The following is a 17,747-nucleotide window of genomic DNA, read 5'->3' on the forward strand; positions in this document are numbered from 1 at the left end:
TCGATTAATCAAAAAGTCAGGTAAATAAAAAGGAGAGTCAAGTAAATTAAATTAATTCACCTTTCCCAGCTGCATAAATGTCATCAATAACCATTTGAAATGTAGGTTCTCTTTGTTCTTTTTGCCCTCGTTTCTTTAAACACTCTTCATGAAAAGTTTTAATATCATTGGACAAGGGGAGTTTACCGTAATCAAAATATCTAACACAACCATCTATCCCTCTTATTGGTAACACTTGTCCGTGATTTTCTATCATTGAAGAAAAGGGAACATCTAAAATTCCATCTTTAAACGCCTCTAAAACTGCCAGGGAAATCTCTTTATTTTGACCGGATTTCTCTAGAACAGTATCAACAATATCTTTCACAGCTATCTTTAGTCGTTGAGATTCTTGTGTATGAAGCTCCCCATTTTGATACCTTCCTATCTCAAAACTTTTTTTCGCAGTCTGTATCCCGCTTAAATAAGAGCTATTATCAATCTGGCCTGTTCCCTTATCAGGGCTTGTTGAGATAATCTTATCGGCCTGCCCTATGCCACCACATATTCCTGCTGATGATATAATAGCATACCCCTCAGCACTGCTTTTGGGAAAGCCTCCGGACCAGGTAGCCAAGGCTGAGCTGACTCCAATATCATTAACATTATCATGCCCCATCTTTTTAAGATATTCTGAAAACAACTGTTTTAGCAAGTTAATACCCGAAATATCTTGAGAAATACGCCCAACCTGATTGTAAGTGAGAGTGATAGATTTCACTCCATTTTCCACTGCAATTAAACCATCTAATATTATTAATGCTATTTGTAAACACGGAGGAATGAGATTACCCGATAAGGGTAACGAAATTTCTTTGTTTATTATAACTCCCTTGGTCGCATAAAAAGCTATTAATTTATCTATATATTCCCAATGAACTAACCCTTGTTCTAGGGAGACCCTTTCAAAACTATAAGCAGAATTAGTTATGGCTCCACCTACTATATCTGATATTCCAGAGGCAAATGCTTTTTCTGCCAAAATTCTTTGATCATTTTTCACCGATCGAATTTGAATAGGAAAAGCTGAGTTGTTAACTATCTGACGAAGATTTTCTATAGAAACATGTTGAAGATTTCTTTTGGTTTCATCAGCAGAATCGATTGATAAAGTAAGCAATATATCCGTATCTTCACCGAAGTTTTCAAATAGCTTATTATAGAATTCAGCATGCTCGTCTAAAGTGGTATAGCTATAATCTCCTTGTAATATTGTCCATTTCGATGATTTTTTATTTAATTTATAAGAGGAATTTTTATTATATCCTTGATTCTGGTGAAAGTTAATAATCTCTTGTATATTTTCTTGAATTTCTAAAAAACCACTTTTACCTTTTAAAAAATCTCGTCTAAATTCATAAAAATTATCAATGTAACTCAACTTATCACCGCCATTATTAATATTCGTATCTAACATATCAGTCAGAACTAAATATGGTCCAAATAAACAAAATGTTCAACTCTTTTTAAAAAGCTATATTAAAGAGATCAGCTTTTACAGTATCAACAACTAAATATAGCAGCGCCTATTAAAAAAATCCCATGACAACATGGGATTTTTAGCTTAGTAAATTATCACATTATTTAGTGATTCATTAATTCATTCAACTGGGTCAGAGCAAATATTATTCTTTCCCTTTCTGACTTGGAGAGATCTTTTAAGATATTCTTTAAGTATTCTTGTCTTGCAGCTATAACTTCACTGATTAATTTATGACCCTTTTCAAGCACTTTAATACGGACTATTCTGCGATCTTTATCATCTCTATATCGCTTCACAAGTTCATTTTTTTCCATCCTATCAACTAAATCTGTCACTGTACTACAGGCTAAAAATAATCGATCACTTAATTCACCAATTGTAAGGTCCCCTTCTTTTGTGAGGGATTGAAGGGCTATAAATTGGGGAGGAGTTATATTAAAATCTTGAAGTATTTCTCGGCCTCTGCGCTTTATAACAGAATTCACATTTCTAATTAAAAGTTCAATGTCCTGTATGAATTCATCGTAATCCTTGTCATGAATTGATTGACTGTAATTATTCTTCATGGGAGTAATCCTCCTAATATCATTTTACTTAAAATAAGTGTACCGTTAACAAGTTTCACTGTCAAGGATTACAAATTTTAATTGTAGGTTATTTTCAAAATTGATTATAAATTTTCAGAGATTCAAAGATTTGATAAGGACTGCAGCTAACCCTGCAGCTACTAAAGGACCAGCTGGAACCCCTTTCAAGAAAGATGCCCCTATAATTGAACCAACTATTAAACCTACCATAACCTCCGGGCGCGATCTCAATAATTCCACCCCATGACCAGTCAAATAAGATGCCACAATGCCAGAAAAAACAGCAATTAACCCTGCCGGTGATTTTAAAGTTGATAATAAATCCCTAGGCATAATATCTCCTGCAGCAAAAGGGGTGAGTACACTTAATGTTAATAGTAAGATACCTAGTTCAATTCCCCTTTCCGTTAAAAAAGGGAATACATTACTTAATGGGGAAAATTTCATAACAAAGAGCAATGCTCCAGCCGTTGCCACCAAATCATTCTTCCCAATTAAAGCTATAAGAAATATAAATAATAACACAACTATTTCATGAAACAAAAACTCACCCCCTCCTGTTTAAATTTTATGGAGGGGGTCGTAAATTAATGTCAAATATCACATCTTATGATTCTTGCATTAAATTACTTTTCAACAGACTCTCAGGGGAAAACCAAAAGTTATTCCAAGTGACCAAATTTGTCAAGTAAGTCAATTAAAATCTCTTCTCGTTCTTCAAATTCCTCTTTTACTTCGTCTCGTTTTAAAAACAGGGTGTCCGCACCTGCTTCATCCATTTCTTCCTGATAATCGGGATTTTCAGCTACATTATAAAAAGCTTCTGTCAATACTTCTATGATTTCTGGAGGAGTACCTTCAGGGGCTGCAATCCCTCTATCAGTACTCATTATAGCTGTGTCATATCCCAACTCTTTAAATGTAGGAACATCTGGAGCAAAAGGATGACGTTCTTCAGTAGCCACAGCTAAAATCCGAACTTCGTCACCTTGACGATACATATCACTTAAATTACCTGAAACCACATCTATATGACCGCCCAGTAGATTAGCCAGAGCATCGGCTGCTCCGGGATATGGCATTTGATTAAATTCTACCCCTGTTTCATCTTTCATTTGCAAAATCAAAAAGTGATGCCCAATATATAGGCCAGCTTTTCCTATAGAAATTTCACCAGGATTTTCTTGGGCATCTTCTATCAAATCGTCCAAAGTTTCATAAGGGCTATCTTCTCTCACAGCAAACACTGTTGGATCAAATCCCCAATTCATGATGGGTTCAAAAGTTTCTTTGGTGTATTCAGTATCATGAACTTGAGGTTGAGCTAAAATATGGGGGAGATTGTATGCAGCCAAAGTGTAACCGTCCGGGTCGGCATCAGCAAACTCATTCCATCCCACCTGGCCACCTGAACCTTCAATGTTTTGAACAACTACTGGCTGGCCTAATTCATCTTCGGCGTAATCCGCTAAAATTCTAGCTTGGGTGTCTGTTGCCGCTCCTGCTGAATAAGCAACGATTAATTCAATGGGTCTTTCCGGATAATTTGCGTGATCATCTTCTGAACATCCTGCAAAAATCACGAGACTTCCGATCAACACCCCGATCGTAATAATTTTGAGTTTTTCCATTAATTATCAGCCTCCTAATTTTATATAAATAATCCTCTAGGTAATGGTACCCTGAGGAAAAGACTAAACAGTAAATACATAGCGACTGTCAAACTGGTACCGAGGGCTAGATTAACGTAAATTGGAGATTTTTGGAACAATATTAATAGAAAATTCAAAAAAATCCAGGTCATCACAAAGAACCCAATACGAGGAATGAGAAATAAGTAAGCTAAAAAAACTACTATAATAATTAACATTTTAATTAAAGGAATTTCTTCCATGGGGCTCTGTAAATCATGTTCTTCAAATTTATTTTTTAATACCTTCCAGGTAACTATAGCTCCCTGCCCGATGGATGCAACAATGCCAATACTTAAGACCGCCACGGGAAATATATAAGCTTCAACTGGATACTTTAAGGCTTCCATGATCAATAAACCGGCAATCACTAGTGCCAGACCACAGAGCAGTAATTCCAATTTATAATATTGAATTCCTCTGGATCTCATTTTTGCTCAACCTCCTTCAACTTCTTTTGTTTTTTACTGATTTCTAATACTGCAGTAGTTATAATTGAGATTGCTGTCAATAGCATTAAAACAATAACTATGGGGCTGTCTAGAAAATGCAGCATTAATGATCCTTCACTGACACTAGCCCGATTTGCTAATAAAAATCCTCTTTCGGCATATTCACCCAGGATAAATCCTAAACCAACCGGTGCCGGGCTAAAACCAAATTTCATACCAAAATACATCAAAACACCAACTATTAACATAAACCACACATCACTAAAATTGTTTCTTTCTGCAAATGAACCTAAAACGCAAAACACTAAAATTAAAGGAGCCATAATCCCAGGTGATACATACATCACTCTTTTGAAAAAACGTCCTCCAAAGCCCCCAATAAATAACATAAAAAATTGGGCTGCTACCATTCCTAAAATAAAAGTATAGGTAATTGAAGCGTTTTCCTGAAACATTTCAGGTCCTGGCCAGAGACCATTCATGAGTAATCCGCCTAATAGAACTGCCGCCGTGGGGCTCCCTGGAATCCCCAGGGTCAAAAGGGGAACAAGAGAACAACCAACCATGGCGTTATTAGCACTTTCGGTAGTAATTATTCCTCCTTCATGTCCTGTGCCGAACTTATCCTTTTCCGGGGAATAACGCTTCACTTCGTTGTAAGCAACTAAACCAGCAATTTGACCACCAGCTCCAGGCACTAATCCTACCAAGCCACCTATTATCGAACCCATAATCACATTCTTCTTGTACTTAATTATGTCTTTTATCCCTTTCAGGAAGGATCTGCTTTTATGAAACACATTTTCATTAAACTTTCGTGTTTCTTTACTTTGAAACAAGCGCTCTACAAAGACCAAAGCCTGGGGAAATGCAAATAAGCCAATTAACATAGAGACTAAGCCAATGCCACCTGTCAAATGAGCCGACTCAAAGGTGAACCGAGCTGTACCCGTTATTTCACCAATGCCAATTGTGCTCAACCATAAACCCGCAGCGCCTCCCATAATTCCCTTCCAAATACTTCCTTTAGATAAGCCAGCTATCACTGTGATTCCAAAAACAGCTATCCAAAAATGCTCAGCAGGCCCAAAGTTTAGTGAGACCCTTGCCAAAGCAGGAGCAAAAAATAATAGTAATATCACACCAAATACGCCACCTATAAAAGAAGAAAGAGTGGCCAGATGAATGGCCTTTTCACCTTCACCTTTGTTTGCCATGGGATGACCATCCATTATTGTAGCTATTGAAGCTGGCGCTCCTGGAATATTTATTAAAATTGCTGTTATTGCCCCACCGTATACACTGCCTACATATACTGAACCCAACATTAATAAGCCCTGTTCTGCGGGCAGATAGAATGTAAAAGGAACTAGCAAAGCTACCCCCATAGTAGGAGTAAGTCCTGGAAGAGCACCTACCAAAATACCTCCAAACACACCAGCTGCCACAATTAACAAATATGAAGCATCCAAAATTGCAGGTACAGTGGCTAAAATATCTGCCAAAACTCTCCCTCCTTTCTGCAGTCACAAGTTTGATATCTCAACCAAATTTGAGGTCACCAATATAATATTTGAATCTTTTATTACTTGTGACAGTCCAAACAATTAAAAAACATAAAAAAATCAGCCTCTAAGGGCTGACCTATTGGATCTCTTGTAACTTTTCAACAAGTTTTCTAACTTGTGACTCTCTATCGGTAGGAATTCTAAGAGTTTTTTGTCCCTGTTCAGTCACAATAACCAGCTTCGAATCTAAAATTTTAATTTGATGAATATTTTTCAATTTCCGTTTCCAAGTGGTTATAAACCAAAGCTTTTTATTTAGGATGTATATATATTGGTTAGTCACGACCAACCATGTTTTAGAATTAATATTAATTGAATACCTGGTTATTTCAGTCATATTAACTTCTTTATTGAAATGTTTCTTAAACTTAGGCTCTAATTCTTCCAATAACTCAAACAAAACATCATCTCCTTTACTAAGAGTTATTGAACACAAAACGTTTTAGTTCTGTATATATAGGCCCTTTTGGTGTTAATTCGCTTTTAATCAATGAAATAGAATCTACAAGAATTTCTGGCCGCTCTAATTCTTCTTTAGAAATTTGATCAATGGAAACACCTTTTGGAATATCTGGATTTCTTAACAAAGTGACATGAGGCCGAAATTTCTTTTTTTCTTGAGCTATCTTTAATTCTCTTTCAGTAAATTGTTCCACCTCCTGATGAATTTGTTGAAGATCCTTTATGTCATCCCCTGATAATCCCTGCCACAATACTCGTGGTCGCCCTTTACCGGGAAATACACCCAAATGGGATAAACGCAACTTTAAAGGCTCTATTTGTTCTAGTTCTTGATCTAAAAGTTGTAATTTATCCAAAGCATTTTGTTCAACATCACCTAAAAATTTGACTGTCAAATGTATATTATCAGGTTTTACGTATTTACCTTTAATCCCTTTTTCTCTACATAAGTTTTGATTTCTAGCAAGGCTTTCTACCACTTTTGAATTAAAAAAAATTGCTATAAAACTACGCATAATTTCACCTCTCACGATAAATACTATTCTTGGTCACATAAAGAACAAAAATTGGTAAGGAGGTGGTGCCATGTATCATAATCAACAACAATTAACTCAGAAGGAAAAACTATACCTTCAAGACCAGCTAAGTCAAGAACAAGTTTGTCTATCAAAATGTAACAATTACATAAGTCAAGTCCAAGATCCACAAGTGAAGAATACTATCCAGCAAATTAAGAGAGATTGCGAAGAAAAAGTTAACTTTCTGCAAAGTTATCTACAGAGATCTGGAATCTCTCAAAGTTAATGTTCCTTAAAACTATTAATTAATTTTACTTGTAAAATTAATTAGCTCTTACAAAAACTATACCTTAAGGAGGGATAACGTTGCAACCCCAAAATCAACGCAATATCTCTGATAAAGATATGCTTAATGATCTATTGTCCACTACAAAACATGTTTCTTCTGTTTATCACCAGGGTGTTTTAGAAGCTAATAGCCAGGATACTAGACAGGCGTTTTTTGACCTTCACGATCATACTTTAGAGCAACATTTAAATATGCTGGAAACTATGAAAAGCAAAGGGTGGTATCAACCTGAAATGGCTACAGGACAAAATCAATCAAGTCAGTTTCAGGGACAGGGCCAACAACAACAATATTTCACTCGAAGAAGCTAATACATGTAGTAACAATAAAGTATAGCCGGGAACTGACCCGGCTATACTTATTTAATAGAATTTTAGTTTTTTTGAGCAAAATAAACAGAATCTTTATGTTTCCTACCTTTATCATCATAGGACAAATATTCTCTGATAAAAACTTGCGAGTAACATGCCAATAAAGAATTTTCTAAGCTACTTTTTTCTTCCATTGACCAAATTGCAACATAACCACCTTGATTTAATGACTTACTTACTAATTCCATTCCCTGTTTTTGATATAATCGTTTATTATCTTCTCTTACAAGCCAGTCCGGACCATTGTCAACATCCAAAATGATCAAATCGTAGTAATCATGGCCCAACTCTGCGTTATTTTTAAGATAGTTATAAATATCATCCTGGATCACTGTTACCTTTTCATTTTCCAAGCAATTTTCATTATATTTTGAGAAGTATTTTTTATTCCAATCTATGATCTCTTGTTCCATCTCAACTACATCTAACTTGGAAACCCTGTCGTCTTTTACCGCCGGAATTAATGAATAACCCACACCAAGTCCTGCAATTAAGACTTTTATATCCTTCAACTTAAATTGACTCACATAAAATAAACCATCTTCAACCATTTCCCGCTCACTGTTTCCTCCATAAGTAGCCATTAAAAAAATGCCATTAGAGATAATCTCATAATGTTGACCCCTTTTTATTAATTTAAGTTCTTTTTCATCATTTTTAACAGCTGTTATAGTTTCGGATACCACGTTTTCTCCTCCTTTCCCGGCAATACGATATTGGCAAGGATAAATTATCAGAGAATATTAGAGCTGTCAATGACTAAACAACAAAATTTTTTGAAAACTAGTATTGATCTATCAAACTATCAATTTCTTCTACATTTATAGAATCTCCAAGTAAATTCTGTAATTCATTCCCGTTCTCAATAGGTTTATTTAAAAACAAATGTGTTGCTCTCTTTTTACCGATACCAGGTAATGCCCTTAACTCCTCTTTTTGAGCTTTATTAATATTAAATGGATACTTCAATCCAGTTATTGACCGATACCCATGATCTATAACTTTTACATCTACAAATTTATCTAGAGGATGTTCTCCTGGAATTCCCACTAAGATTGGATAACTACCTAATTGTCGCCCATAAGTTACGTATCCTTCCCGTTTTTCTGTTCTTACATTTTTTAGAATACTTTTTTTAGGAAACACTTTTTTAAGCATGGGGAAGTTTATCTCCTGATTAACCATTTCTTTATGTTGTTTAAATCTCTTTTCATTCACTTTTTTAGCTGCATATCCTGCAATTTCTCGAACCTGTCTTAGATTAATCCGCCGCAATAATAAACCTCTGTCGAGTACTTCTTTCAAAAAATTAAAATTTAAGTCAAATGTATCTGAAGTCTCACCTTGTAAACCGTATAAAAGATTAATTCCAGGTAGGAGCTTATAAACACCATTTTCTGTTATTCCTCCAACCTGGTTCATTAGTTCAATAGCAGCCATAGTTTCTTGAGGATCGGTCCCAATATCATTTTGCTTCAAAACTTCCGGGTCACAGGATTCTAAACCAAAAGCTGCTGTATCTCCAGGAGTATTATATGTAACTATGGTTTTCATAATTTCTCGGGCTGCCTGGGGATACCTGGCAATGGTAGAAGGATTGGCATTATCCATATGCAAAGTTTCCAGCTGAGGAGCTGCTTTTCTGATTCCACTATATAATTCTTGAATTACAGCCGGATTTGGGGTTAGACCTAAATCAGTCTCAGTAGCACCGTACATAAATAGATCTGTTTGTGCACCCAATCTAAAATGTCTTGCACCATGACTGTATAAAGCTGAAACTTCCTTAGATATGTCCTGTGGGGTTCTTGTATAAAGGATTTTCTTTAAAGATTCACTGCAAAAATTACAATTACCCTGGCGTAAACACCCTCTATAAGTTTCTAGTTCACAAACTACAAAGGGAAATTCAGGATGTTTTGTAAGGACTTGTGCTCCACTTTGAGCGAATCGTTCCAAAAGTTCCAATCTGCCTGAGCGATTATGGATCAGTGATTTCGTTGATTTTAGTGATTTATCAAAACTTGAACAACTCATCAATTCGTATAAAGTAAAAGCTCCTGTTTCATCTAAGTAGTAATCGAGTCCTGGAATCTCAAAGCCACATAAAACTATAGGGCCTCCTAGATATATTTTGCCTCTACAATTTTCAGAAACTCGGGAGATTTCTTTAAGTGAAATGGGACGACCTCCCAAATATCTCCCAGGCACTGTGGTTCCTGCTATTATTACAATCGATTCCCGATTTGTTTGTAGTTCTTCCAATTTTTCTGTATCATCTCTTAATTGATCAATGGTTAAGTATTCAATTTGTCCTTCTCTGAAACCGGATTCCAGGAGAGCACCAAAAGTATATCTGACATAAGGAGAAATATAAGGCGGTACCCCCAAACAAGAAGGTTCATCCACATATCCATCTATCAGTGTAATTTTTTTAGCATTCGATTGTTCCATATCATTTCTCTCCCTACTTCATATTTTTGATTTTGCCTGTTAGTTGTCATTGTGGACTGTTCGGGAGTTAACTCAGACATACTTAAATAAGGAATATACTTAATAAAGAACGTATTTTAAAGAACTTTTAATAAAAAGCTTAACCAGTCAGCATCTTCTTCAATTCTTTTTCCTATAGGTTTCCCTAATCCATGACCAGCTTTTTTCTCCATTCTTAGGAAAATATCCTGATTATTCTTTGCATTATCCTTAAGTGCCCGAACAAATTTTAAAGCATGAGCTGGGACAACTCTATCATCAGTATCAGCAGTTAAAACAAGGGTATGTGGATAAACTTCACCCTTAGATATATTATGGAGAGGTGAATAACTATATAAATTTTCAAAAGCCTGAGGATCATTATCAGGATCACCGTATTCAGGGATCCAGTAGCGTCCAATGGTAAACTTATGGAATCGCAGCATATCAATAACTGGTACCCCACAAACTACTGCACCGTATAAATCTGGTCGTTGGGTCATACATGCAGCTACTAATAAGCCACCATTACTGCGACCTGTAATAGCTAGTTTGTCTTTGCGGGTATAATTATTGTCAATCAACCATTCCCCAGCAGCTATAAAGTCGTCAAATACATTTTGTTTATTCAATAGCATTCCCTGTCTGTGCCAGTCTTCTCCATATTCATTTCCACCCCTAATACAAGCTATAGCAAATATTCCACCCTCTTCGATCCATTTTATATTAGCGGGCGAAAATCTAGGGTTCATGCTTATCTTAAAACCACCGTAGCCAAATATCAAGGCCGGATTATTACCATTCAATTCCAATCCTTTTTTATATATCAAAAACATTGGAACTTGAGTTCCATCTTTCGACTCATAAAATATTTGCTTACTTTCAAAATCCCTTAGCTCATAGGAGATTTCTGGAGTTTTATAAATTTCCGATTCACCATCAAAAGTATATCTCAAAATAGTCGTAGGACGCAATAATGTATTATATGCGATAAACATTTCCGGGTCATTAGGCTGCCCCGACAACCCAGAAATTGAAGCATAATCAGCTAATGTTATCTGATCAACTTTAACTCCGTCTAAATTGAAAATATTTACGAGATGGCTTCCATGATCCTGATAAACTAAAACTAGATGATTGTTAATTACAGCCGCATCGGAGATTATTTTATCTGTTTCTGCGATTACAGTTTTCTGGGTTTGGTTGTTTAAATCAACAGCTATAATCTTTCCTTTAGGTGCTTGTTTATCACTTAAAAAATAAAAAGTGTTCCCAATTATCCCCATAGGCTTATACATTGCTTCACCTTGAGGGAATAACTTTGTAAAGTTATCTTCAGAATCAGCTTTTTTTATATAAAAACCATTTCGAGGATCTGTTCCTTTGCGGACGAACAAGCATATATATTCGCCGTCATGAGTGAGAAAAGGATTAAATACCAGTTCTTTGTCATGATTGTCTTCATAAATTAACTCATCATTAGACTGGTCTCTGCCAATTTTATGGTAATAGACTTTGTTGTATTTATTTTGATCTTCTTCTGCAACCCCTTCAGGGTTTGGAAATCTACTATAATAAAAACCCAGATTATCTTTGGACCATGCTACATTAGTGAATCTGCAATATTGGATAGTTTCAGGATATTTTTCTCCAGTTTCTACATTTATTATATATATTTCCTGCCAGTCACTTCCTTTTCGTGATAGAGAATAAGCTAGTAATTTACCGTCATCACTAGGGAAAAAAACTGTTATAGCTGTAGTACCGTCATCACTAAATTTATTGGGGTCTACCAATAGCTTTTCTTTATCCTCATTTGCTTCTCTAAAATACAAGACCGGCTGATTTTGCAAGCCATCATGATATTGATAAAAATAGCGCTGTCCTTTTTTTACAGGAATATATAGTTGTGGAAAACTGTACAGTTTTTCTAACCGTTGTTTAACTTTAGTTTTTAAATCACCTTCTAAAAAATTTTTGGTCTGTTCCTGTTCTCTTTCCCTCCACTCTTTAACCTCAGGGGCTTTCTCATCCTCTAGCCACCTGTAGGGATCATATACCTTAGTACCATGAAAATCTTCCACTACAATCCGAGAATTTTTAGAAGACATTGAGTCAACTCCCCTTTTTAAAAATTTCCATTTCTAACAACTTTAGATATCTCCTGAATTTTTCCTGCTATAAATTTTTAACTAACTTATATTTTCTGTTTTATTAGGAAAAATAATACTGTATTTACTATTTCATGAATTTGTCACAATTCTAAAACTTATTTTAAGTCTCGAAAAGGGAGGTGTATTAAAATTGAATAATTATCATGAACCTATGAACTTGCTTGATGAAAACACCAGAAATATCACCAGGGCAATTAATAGCTTAAAGGAAGAGGTAGAAGCTGTTGACTGGTATAATCAGAGAATAGCAGCTACTAACGATGCGGCACTTAAGGAAATTTTGATCCACAACAGAGATGAAGAAATTGAACACGCTTGCATGACTATTGAATGGTTAAGACGTAATATGGATAAATGGGATGAAGAATTAAGAAATCACTTATTTACTGATATACCCATAGCGGAAGCTGAAAAACGAGGTAATTTAGACCATGGAACCGATAAAAATGATCATCCTAATGGTCTAACAATCGGAGATATGAAGTAATGGAAGGAGGTTTTGAAAAAATGAATTTATTTAAAGAACAACTAGCGCCATTAACCAACGCCGCCTGGAATGAAATTAATGACCGAGCTGCTCAAGTAATTAAATCCAATTTATCCACCAGAAAAGTGTTTAAAATTAATGGTCCTAAAGGTTTAGATTACCCAGCTGTTTCTGAAGGAAGGTTAAGTGAAATTTTTCATGGACATCAACAAGGTGAGGTCAAAGCTGGACTACATCAAGTCAAACCCCTTATGGAAACAAGAATCACTTTTAAACTCGATCGGTGGGAACTTGACAATATTGAAAGAGGTGCACAAGATATTGACCTAGAACCTCTAGAAGATGCAGCGAGAAAGATCGCCCTTTTTGAAGAAAACGCCATCTACAATGGGCATAACGATGGTCAAATTCCAGGTCTAAAAACTGTCTTAACTCAGGATTTGATTCCTCTTGGTAACACAGGTAGTGAAATCATGGAGTCCATTACTAGAGGGATAATAACCTTGAGAAAAGCTTACATCTCTCAAAACATGACATTGATAGTTGGAGAGGAAGCCTGGAGAAAAATTAATAAAGAAATGTCAGGAGAGCCATTAATAGAAAGAATTCATGAATTAACGGGCTCTAAAGTAGTTATCAGTCCAATTGTTGACGGTGCATACCTTGTACCTTATGACCATGATGATCTGGAACTGACAATTGGCCTGGACTTCTCTATTGGATATGAACATCATGATGAACACCATGTTCAGCTATTTATTACTGAGTCCTTTACATTCAGAGTCCTTGATCCAGATACAATCGTAAAATTTACATTATAAGGGAAAGCTCAAACTAATTGCAGGAGGCGGTTTGAAAATCCGTCTCCTGTAAAGCTTTATCTTTTCTCTAGATTACATTTTTGTTTATAGATGATATAATTAGGAATTAGATGAATCATCAACCGAATTGCAAAGAAGACTAAGTAGATTCAATAGTTAAGGAGGTATTCGATGAAAATTAAAATATCTGCCAAGGATGAACACATGCCGAAATATCAAAATCCTGGTGATGTAGGAGCAGATCTCAAAAGCGCAGAAGAAGAAACCATTATAATTCCAGCGGGAGAAAATAAACTTATTAAAACTGGAGTCAAAATAGAGTTACCACAAGATATCATGGCTACAGTTCATCCCCGAAGCGGACTAGCTAAAAAAGGTATTATAGCCATAACGGGAATTATAGATATAGGTTTTAGAGGGGAAATAAAAGTAAACTTGGCTAACTTAAGTACCAATCATGTAGAAATCAATCCAGGAGATCGAATAGCTCAAATGGTATTCAATCCAGTTGTAAAACCAGAGTTTGTTCAAGTGGACAAGCTATCTGAAACAAAGCGGGGAGAAGAAGGTTTTGGAAGTACTGGCCTGAGTTAAATTTATTTTGCTGTGATATTTTGTGCTAATATGAACAATTTTTCTATAAATCCTAAGCTAAGAGGTGGATTCATATGTTATTATTTGTTGCTTTTAGAATATTGTATTTCTTATTTCTGTTTAGAATTATTTTTTCTTTTATTGGAGGAAATTTTTCACCGGATTCCACAGTTTATCAAATAGGAGAAGCAATTTATCAAATTACAGAGCCAATTTTAGCACCAATTCGTAGTATTGTACCTCCTATTGGCGGGACAATGGATATATCTCCCTTAATTGCACTATTCATTATACGAATTATCCAAGGTCTATTGATCGGAACACTTTAAATTGCATATTTTACAAAAAATGGCCTCATACTAATAACACGTCAAAGTAAGTATACCCAGTATCTAATATTCCTTGGAGGGATAGAATTGCCGTATTGGATAGCAAGAGTCAGAAGAGATGAACAGGGGAATGTTAAAAAAGTCATGTTAAATGACGGACGAATCATAGATACAGATAGTGCGATAGAAATGGCAGAACTAGGTCAAATCGCAGATGTTAACACTGGTAAAACTAAAGACGGTAAAAAGACTCTTCGGTCAGACCCTGATGGGACTACCGAGAATAATTTAGATAATTTACCTGAGTTTTAAATTTGATTTTTGTCATGAATTCAAAGGACAGGGATATTATATAACCCTGTCTTTTTTTATTGTATTGCTCCCATCGGTTATATCTATAATTGTTTTATCACTTCTTCCTCATTATCTCTCAATCCCTTTTAGATATTTATTTTTTTGTCGTTGAACAACTTTTGCTAAAGCATTTAATGCAATCAAGTTGGGTAGTGCCATTAACCCATTCATAGTATCTGCAAAAATCCAAACATCCTCTAGAGTCCCTATGGCGCCAAATACAATTAAAACTATAAAAATGAGTCGATAAGGTACCTTGATTCTACTCCCAAATAAGTATTCCCAACTCTTCTCACCATAGAAAGACCAAGTAATCATTGTAGTACAGGCAAACACCATTATAGCAATAGTTATAAAATATCCTCCGGGCCCAGGTAAACCTTTATCAAAGGCAGTAGCTGTTAAGACCACTCCAGTTTTACCAGTCTCTAAAGCTCCGGAAACTAAAATTACCAGGGCTGTCATTGTACCAACTATCATGGTATCCACAAAAACTTCCCATACTCCCCACATTCCTTGCCTGGTGGGAGTATTACTGGCTTGTGCATGAACTATGGAACCTGCCCCCAAACCTGCTTCATTTAAAAATATTCCTCGAGCAACCCCAAATTTAATTGTTTGAATTACACCAAGCCCAGCGAAACCGCTTACAGCAGAGTAGGGATTAAAGGCATAATAGAATATATCATATAAAGCTCCTGGGATTTCTGTGTAATTAAGATACAGAATGATTAAAGCCCCTAAAATATAGATAACAGTCATCAAAGGTACTAAAATAGCTGCAACTTGAGCAATTCTTTTTATGCCTCCCAGGATAACCATCCCTAAAACCACTGCAGACACAACTCCTGTTACCAGTTTTGGTATGCCAAAATCTTCTAATAAAGCATGGGCAACCGTATTTGATTGAACCATATTCCCTGTACCCAAAGTAGCAATTCCAGCAAACAGGGCATATAGTGCAGCAAGCCAAAGCCATCGTCGCCCTAGACCCTTTTGGATATAATACATAACTCCCCCAAAAATTTCTTGACCTACTTTTTGTCGGTATTTAACGCTTAAGGTGGCTTCTCCAAATTTAGTAGCCATTCCCACAAAGGCGGTTACCCACATCCAAAAAATAGCCCCTGGTCCTCCAAGGTGTAAAGCTGTGGCCACACCTGCTATATTACCTATGCCTAGAGTGGCTGCCATGGCAGAACTTATAGCTTGAAAACCTGAAATGTTACCAGTGGTTTTGCGGTCACCTCTACCAAGAAATTCTCTTAGTATTGTTTCCTTCCAAGAAGTCATAAAATGAGTGAACTGGAAGAAATTTAATTTTACCGTCAAGTAAAGCCCTGTCCCAACAAATACTATGATAAATGGAAGTCCCCAAACTATTTCATTTAAAATTAAATTGAAAGTATGAATATCGATATTTTTTAATTCAAATAGTCCATACATGACAAAATCCCCTCCCATAACATTAAAATTATGAGAGAGGATTTGAAATAATGCACTTCTGCTACTGTTAGGCATTAGCCCAAGTATTGTCGTAATGTTGGTCACTTGCTCATTTTCTAATACGGGGACCCAGGGTAGTTAACCAAGTCTTTTTGCCGGTAGGCAGCTCTAAATCCTCTTCATAAAATATCACTTTTCTTTATCTACACATTCTCGATATTTACTTTCTACATGAGTACCAATTTCTTGGACGATTCTATTGGAGTCTTCCCTTTTACTACTCAGTTTTTAGACCGGAGGTTCGCTCACTATAAAAAACTAAAGCTATAGCTTTGTTAAGGTTGCATAAGGGCTATTGTATTTCTCCCATTATCTTTGGCTTTATATAAAGCTTCATCCGCATGTTCAATCAGGATTTTAATTTCATCATCAGTTGCTTGATCACGTCCACCTTGGCAATTTTTTAAATCCGCAGATGCCACACCTAGACTAACTGTCACATATTGTGCTACTTTTGAATCACAGTGAGGTATCTTTAACTCTTCTATCCCTTGCCTGATTTTTTCGGCAACACTGTGAGCCCCCCTTAAATCAGTTTCTGGAAGAATTACAGCAAATTCCTCACCACCATATCTAGCTGCAAAATCACCAGGACGCATCATTAAAAATTTTAATTTTTTTGCAATAGCTTTTAAACACTCGTCTCCCGCTTGATGCCCATAAGCATCATTAAAATTCTTAAAGTAATCAATATCCAGCAGAATTATAGAAAGATTATAACCATTTCTGTTAGCCCTTCGCCATTCACCTCGCATGGTTTCGTCAAATAATCTTCTATTGGCTAATTGAGTGAGTTCGTCTATGGTTGCCAGTTTTTCAAATTTTTTATTAGTTTCTTCTAATAACTTCAATGTTTTTTCTAATTCTTGTTCCCTTACAATACGCATCCGTTTCTCCTTGCTTAGTTTGATCGCAGAACCTACTCTAGCTAAAAGTTCTAGGCGTTTAACAGGTTTTGTGATAAAGTCTATAGCACCAGCTTGAAATGCCCTTTCCAAAAAACCCGAATCATTTAGTGCAGTCACTATGATTACAGGAATATCTGAAACATGAGATGAATCATTAATTCTTTTACACACTTCAATACCATCAATATCAGGCATCATGATATCTAGTAGAATTAAATCAAGATCGGTATATTTGATTTGAGCTTGTCCATCATACTTGTCAATCCCAAGTTTCTTGAAAGTTTCATTAGCTGAATTCGCGAAATGCAGATCAGTATATCCGGCTTTATTTAATAATCTTTCTAGCATATATTGGCTATCATTATTATTGTCAACTATTAAAATTCCCATAATATCACCACCGATTGCTATAGATGTGTATATATACTTTGCTTGCTATTTTGTATAATTACATTTCTATTTTGGGAATTAAAATCCTTTATTAATTATAAATATCATTCTAAAAAATGGAGGTTAGCATTTAATAGAATTTTGATTTAATATCGTAAATGCTAAGAATAGGGAATAACCAAACTTCAAAAA

General features: G+C 35.6%; 20 protein-coding genes. 7 read left to right on the forward strand and 13 right to left on the reverse strand.

What is annotated here, in order from left to right; translation table 11 throughout:
• Window positions 1-46: 46 nt before the first annotated feature.
• The 8 genes from NTHER_RS09945 to thpR form a co-directional block, all read right to left on the reverse strand.
• Window positions 47-1,456, reverse strand: a complete 1,410-nt coding sequence (locus NTHER_RS09945; protein WP_012448384.1) for a hypothetical protein — start codon at window positions 1,454-1,456, stop codon at window positions 47-49.
• 167 nt (window positions 1,457-1,623) lie between these two features.
• Entirely contained in the window at window positions 1,624-2,088 is a 465-nt protein-coding gene (locus tag NTHER_RS09950) for a MarR family winged helix-turn-helix transcriptional regulator (RefSeq protein WP_012448385.1), read from the reverse strand.
• A gap of 114 nt (window positions 2,089-2,202) precedes the next feature.
• On the reverse strand, window positions 2,203-2,652 hold the full coding sequence (locus NTHER_RS09955) for a DUF441 domain-containing protein (RefSeq protein WP_012448386.1): 450 nt from the start codon (window positions 2,650-2,652) through the stop codon (window positions 2,203-2,205).
• A gap of 119 nt (window positions 2,653-2,771) precedes the next feature.
• Window positions 2,772-3,740 carry a tripartite tricarboxylate transporter substrate binding protein gene (locus NTHER_RS09960; protein ID WP_012448387.1) on the reverse strand — a complete coding sequence of 323 codons (969 nt, stop codon included), beginning with the start codon at window positions 3,738-3,740 and terminating at the stop codon, window positions 2,772-2,774.
• 20 nt (window positions 3,741-3,760) lie between these two features.
• A complete protein-coding gene (locus NTHER_RS09965) occupies window positions 3,761-4,231 on the reverse strand; it encodes a tripartite tricarboxylate transporter TctB family protein (RefSeq protein WP_012448388.1) in 471 nt (156 codons plus the stop codon).
• Complete coding sequence (locus NTHER_RS09970; protein WP_012448389.1) at window positions 4,228-5,757, reverse strand: tripartite tricarboxylate transporter permease; 1,530 nt, start codon at window positions 5,755-5,757, stop codon at window positions 4,228-4,230. The genes NTHER_RS09965 and NTHER_RS09970 overlap by 4 nt, the downstream gene beginning before the upstream one ends.
• A 139-nt stretch (window positions 5,758-5,896) precedes the next feature.
• Entirely contained in the window at window positions 5,897-6,220 is a 324-nt protein-coding gene (locus tag NTHER_RS09975; protein ID WP_012448390.1) for a hypothetical protein, read from the reverse strand.
• 16 nt (window positions 6,221-6,236) lie between these two features.
• On the reverse strand, window positions 6,237-6,797 hold the full coding sequence (thpR, locus tag NTHER_RS09980) for an RNA 2',3'-cyclic phosphodiesterase (RefSeq protein ID WP_012448391.1): 561 nt from the start codon (window positions 6,795-6,797) through the stop codon (window positions 6,237-6,239).
• 70 nt (window positions 6,798-6,867) lie between these two features.
• Between thpR and NTHER_RS09985 the strand changes: the two genes are divergently transcribed.
• Together NTHER_RS09985 and NTHER_RS09990 are read left to right on the forward strand one after the other, a co-directional pair.
• Entirely contained in the window at window positions 6,868-7,086 is a 219-nt protein-coding gene (locus NTHER_RS09985) for a hypothetical protein (protein WP_012448392.1), read from the forward strand.
• Between the two features lie 80 nt (window positions 7,087-7,166).
• Complete coding sequence (locus NTHER_RS09990; RefSeq protein WP_012448393.1) at window positions 7,167-7,460, forward strand: spore coat protein; 294 nt, start codon at window positions 7,167-7,169, stop codon at window positions 7,458-7,460.
• 62 nt (window positions 7,461-7,522) lie between these two features.
• Here the strand turns inward: NTHER_RS09990 and NTHER_RS09995 are convergent, their stop codons facing one another.
• The 3 genes from NTHER_RS09995 to NTHER_RS10005 form a co-directional block, all read right to left on the reverse strand.
• Window positions 7,523-8,206, reverse strand: a complete 684-nt coding sequence (locus NTHER_RS09995; RefSeq protein WP_012448394.1) for a spermine/spermidine synthase domain-containing protein — start codon at window positions 8,204-8,206, stop codon at window positions 7,523-7,525.
• 97 nt (window positions 8,207-8,303) lie between these two features.
• The gene (locus NTHER_RS10000; RefSeq protein ID WP_012448395.1) at window positions 8,304-9,974 is read right to left on the reverse strand and encodes a radical SAM protein; all 1,671 of its coding nucleotides are present in this window, start codon (window positions 9,972-9,974) and stop codon (window positions 8,304-8,306) included.
• Between the two features lie 116 nt (window positions 9,975-10,090).
• Window positions 10,091-12,103, reverse strand: a complete 2,013-nt coding sequence (locus tag NTHER_RS10005) for a prolyl oligopeptidase family serine peptidase (protein WP_012448396.1) — start codon at window positions 12,101-12,103, stop codon at window positions 10,091-10,093.
• Window positions 12,104-12,296: 193 nt separating this feature from the next.
• On the opposite strand from NTHER_RS10005, the gene NTHER_RS10010 reads away from it, so the two are divergent.
• The 5 genes from NTHER_RS10010 to NTHER_RS10030 all read left to right on the forward strand — a co-directional run bounded on the left by NTHER_RS10010 (window position 12,297) and on the right by NTHER_RS10030 (window position 14,709).
• Complete coding sequence (locus NTHER_RS10010; protein ID WP_012448397.1) at window positions 12,297-12,653, forward strand: encapsulin-associated ferritin-like protein; 357 nt, start codon at window positions 12,297-12,299, stop codon at window positions 12,651-12,653.
• 20 nt (window positions 12,654-12,673) lie between these two features.
• Window positions 12,674-13,474, forward strand: a complete 801-nt coding sequence (locus NTHER_RS10015; protein ID WP_041367710.1) for a family 1 encapsulin nanocompartment shell protein — start codon at window positions 12,674-12,676, stop codon at window positions 13,472-13,474.
• Between the two features lie 171 nt (window positions 13,475-13,645).
• Window positions 13,646-14,068, forward strand: a complete 423-nt coding sequence (dut, locus tag NTHER_RS10020; protein ID WP_012448399.1) for a dUTP diphosphatase — start codon at window positions 13,646-13,648, stop codon at window positions 14,066-14,068.
• A 74-nt stretch (window positions 14,069-14,142) separates the two neighbouring features.
• Window positions 14,143-14,397 carry a YggT family protein gene (locus NTHER_RS10025; protein WP_012448400.1) on the forward strand — a complete coding sequence of 85 codons (255 nt, stop codon included), beginning with the start codon at window positions 14,143-14,145 and terminating at the stop codon, window positions 14,395-14,397.
• Window positions 14,398-14,484: 87 nt separating this feature from the next.
• Complete coding sequence (locus NTHER_RS10030; protein ID WP_012448401.1) at window positions 14,485-14,709, forward strand: DUF3892 domain-containing protein; 225 nt, start codon at window positions 14,485-14,487, stop codon at window positions 14,707-14,709.
• Between the two features lie 111 nt (window positions 14,710-14,820).
• On the opposite strand, the gene NTHER_RS10035 is transcribed toward NTHER_RS10030, so the two are convergent.
• Both NTHER_RS10035 and NTHER_RS10040 read right to left on the reverse strand, forming a co-directional pair.
• Window positions 14,821-16,197 carry an alanine/glycine:cation symporter family protein gene (locus NTHER_RS10035; RefSeq protein ID WP_012448402.1) on the reverse strand — a complete coding sequence of 459 codons (1,377 nt, stop codon included), beginning with the start codon at window positions 16,195-16,197 and terminating at the stop codon, window positions 14,821-14,823.
• A gap of 335 nt (window positions 16,198-16,532) precedes the next feature.
• Window positions 16,533-17,555 carry a GGDEF domain-containing response regulator gene (locus tag NTHER_RS10040; RefSeq protein WP_012448403.1) on the reverse strand — a complete coding sequence of 341 codons (1,023 nt, stop codon included), beginning with the start codon at window positions 17,553-17,555 and terminating at the stop codon, window positions 16,533-16,535.
• Between the last annotated feature and the right edge of the window lie 192 nt (window positions 17,556-17,747).

The sequence above is a fragment of the Natranaerobius thermophilus JW/NM-WN-LF genome (assembly GCF_000020005.1).
Classification (GTDB): domain Bacteria; phylum Bacillota; class Natranaerobiia; order Natranaerobiales; family Natranaerobiaceae; genus Natranaerobius; species Natranaerobius thermophilus.

Bases quoted from the DNA above. Each gene is read 5' to 3' on its own strand.
- dut (WP_012448399.1), top strand. From the start codon at position 13,646: ATGAAAATTAAAATATCTGCCAAGGATGAACACATGCCGAAATATCAA.
- NTHER_RS10015 (WP_041367710.1), top strand. From the start codon at position 12,674: ATGAATTTATTTAAAGAACAACTAGCGCCATTAACCAACGCCGCCTGG.
- NTHER_RS10000 (WP_012448395.1), bottom strand. From the start codon at position 9,974: ATGGAACAATCGAATGCTAAAAAAATTACACTGATAGATGGATATGTG.
- NTHER_RS10005 (WP_012448396.1), bottom strand. From the start codon at position 12,103: ATGTCTTCTAAAAATTCTCGGATTGTAGTGGAAGATTTTCATGGTACT.
- thpR (WP_012448391.1), bottom strand. From the start codon at position 6,797: ATGCGTAGTTTTATAGCAATTTTTTTTAATTCAAAAGTGGTAGAAAGC.
- NTHER_RS09960 (WP_012448387.1), bottom strand. From the start codon at position 3,740: ATGGAAAAACTCAAAATTATTACGATCGGGGTGTTGATCGGAAGTCTC.
- NTHER_RS09985 (WP_012448392.1), top strand. From the start codon at position 6,868: ATGTATCATAATCAACAACAATTAACTCAGAAGGAAAAACTATACCTT.
- NTHER_RS09945 (WP_012448384.1), bottom strand. From the start codon at position 1,456: ATGTTAGATACGAATATTAATAATGGCGGTGATAAGTTGAGTTACATT.
- NTHER_RS09965 (WP_012448388.1), bottom strand. From the start codon at position 4,231: ATGAGATCCAGAGGAATTCAATATTATAAATTGGAATTACTGCTCTGT.
- NTHER_RS10040 (WP_012448403.1), bottom strand. From the start codon at position 17,555: ATGGGAATTTTAATAGTTGACAATAATAATGATAGCCAATATATGCTA.
- NTHER_RS09950 (WP_012448385.1), bottom strand. From the start codon at position 2,088: ATGAAGAATAATTACAGTCAATCAATTCATGACAAGGATTACGATGAA.
- NTHER_RS10025 (WP_012448400.1), top strand. From the start codon at position 14,143: ATGTTATTATTTGTTGCTTTTAGAATATTGTATTTCTTATTTCTGTTT.
- NTHER_RS10035 (WP_012448402.1), bottom strand. From the start codon at position 16,197: ATGTATGGACTATTTGAATTAAAAAATATCGATATTCATACTTTCAAT.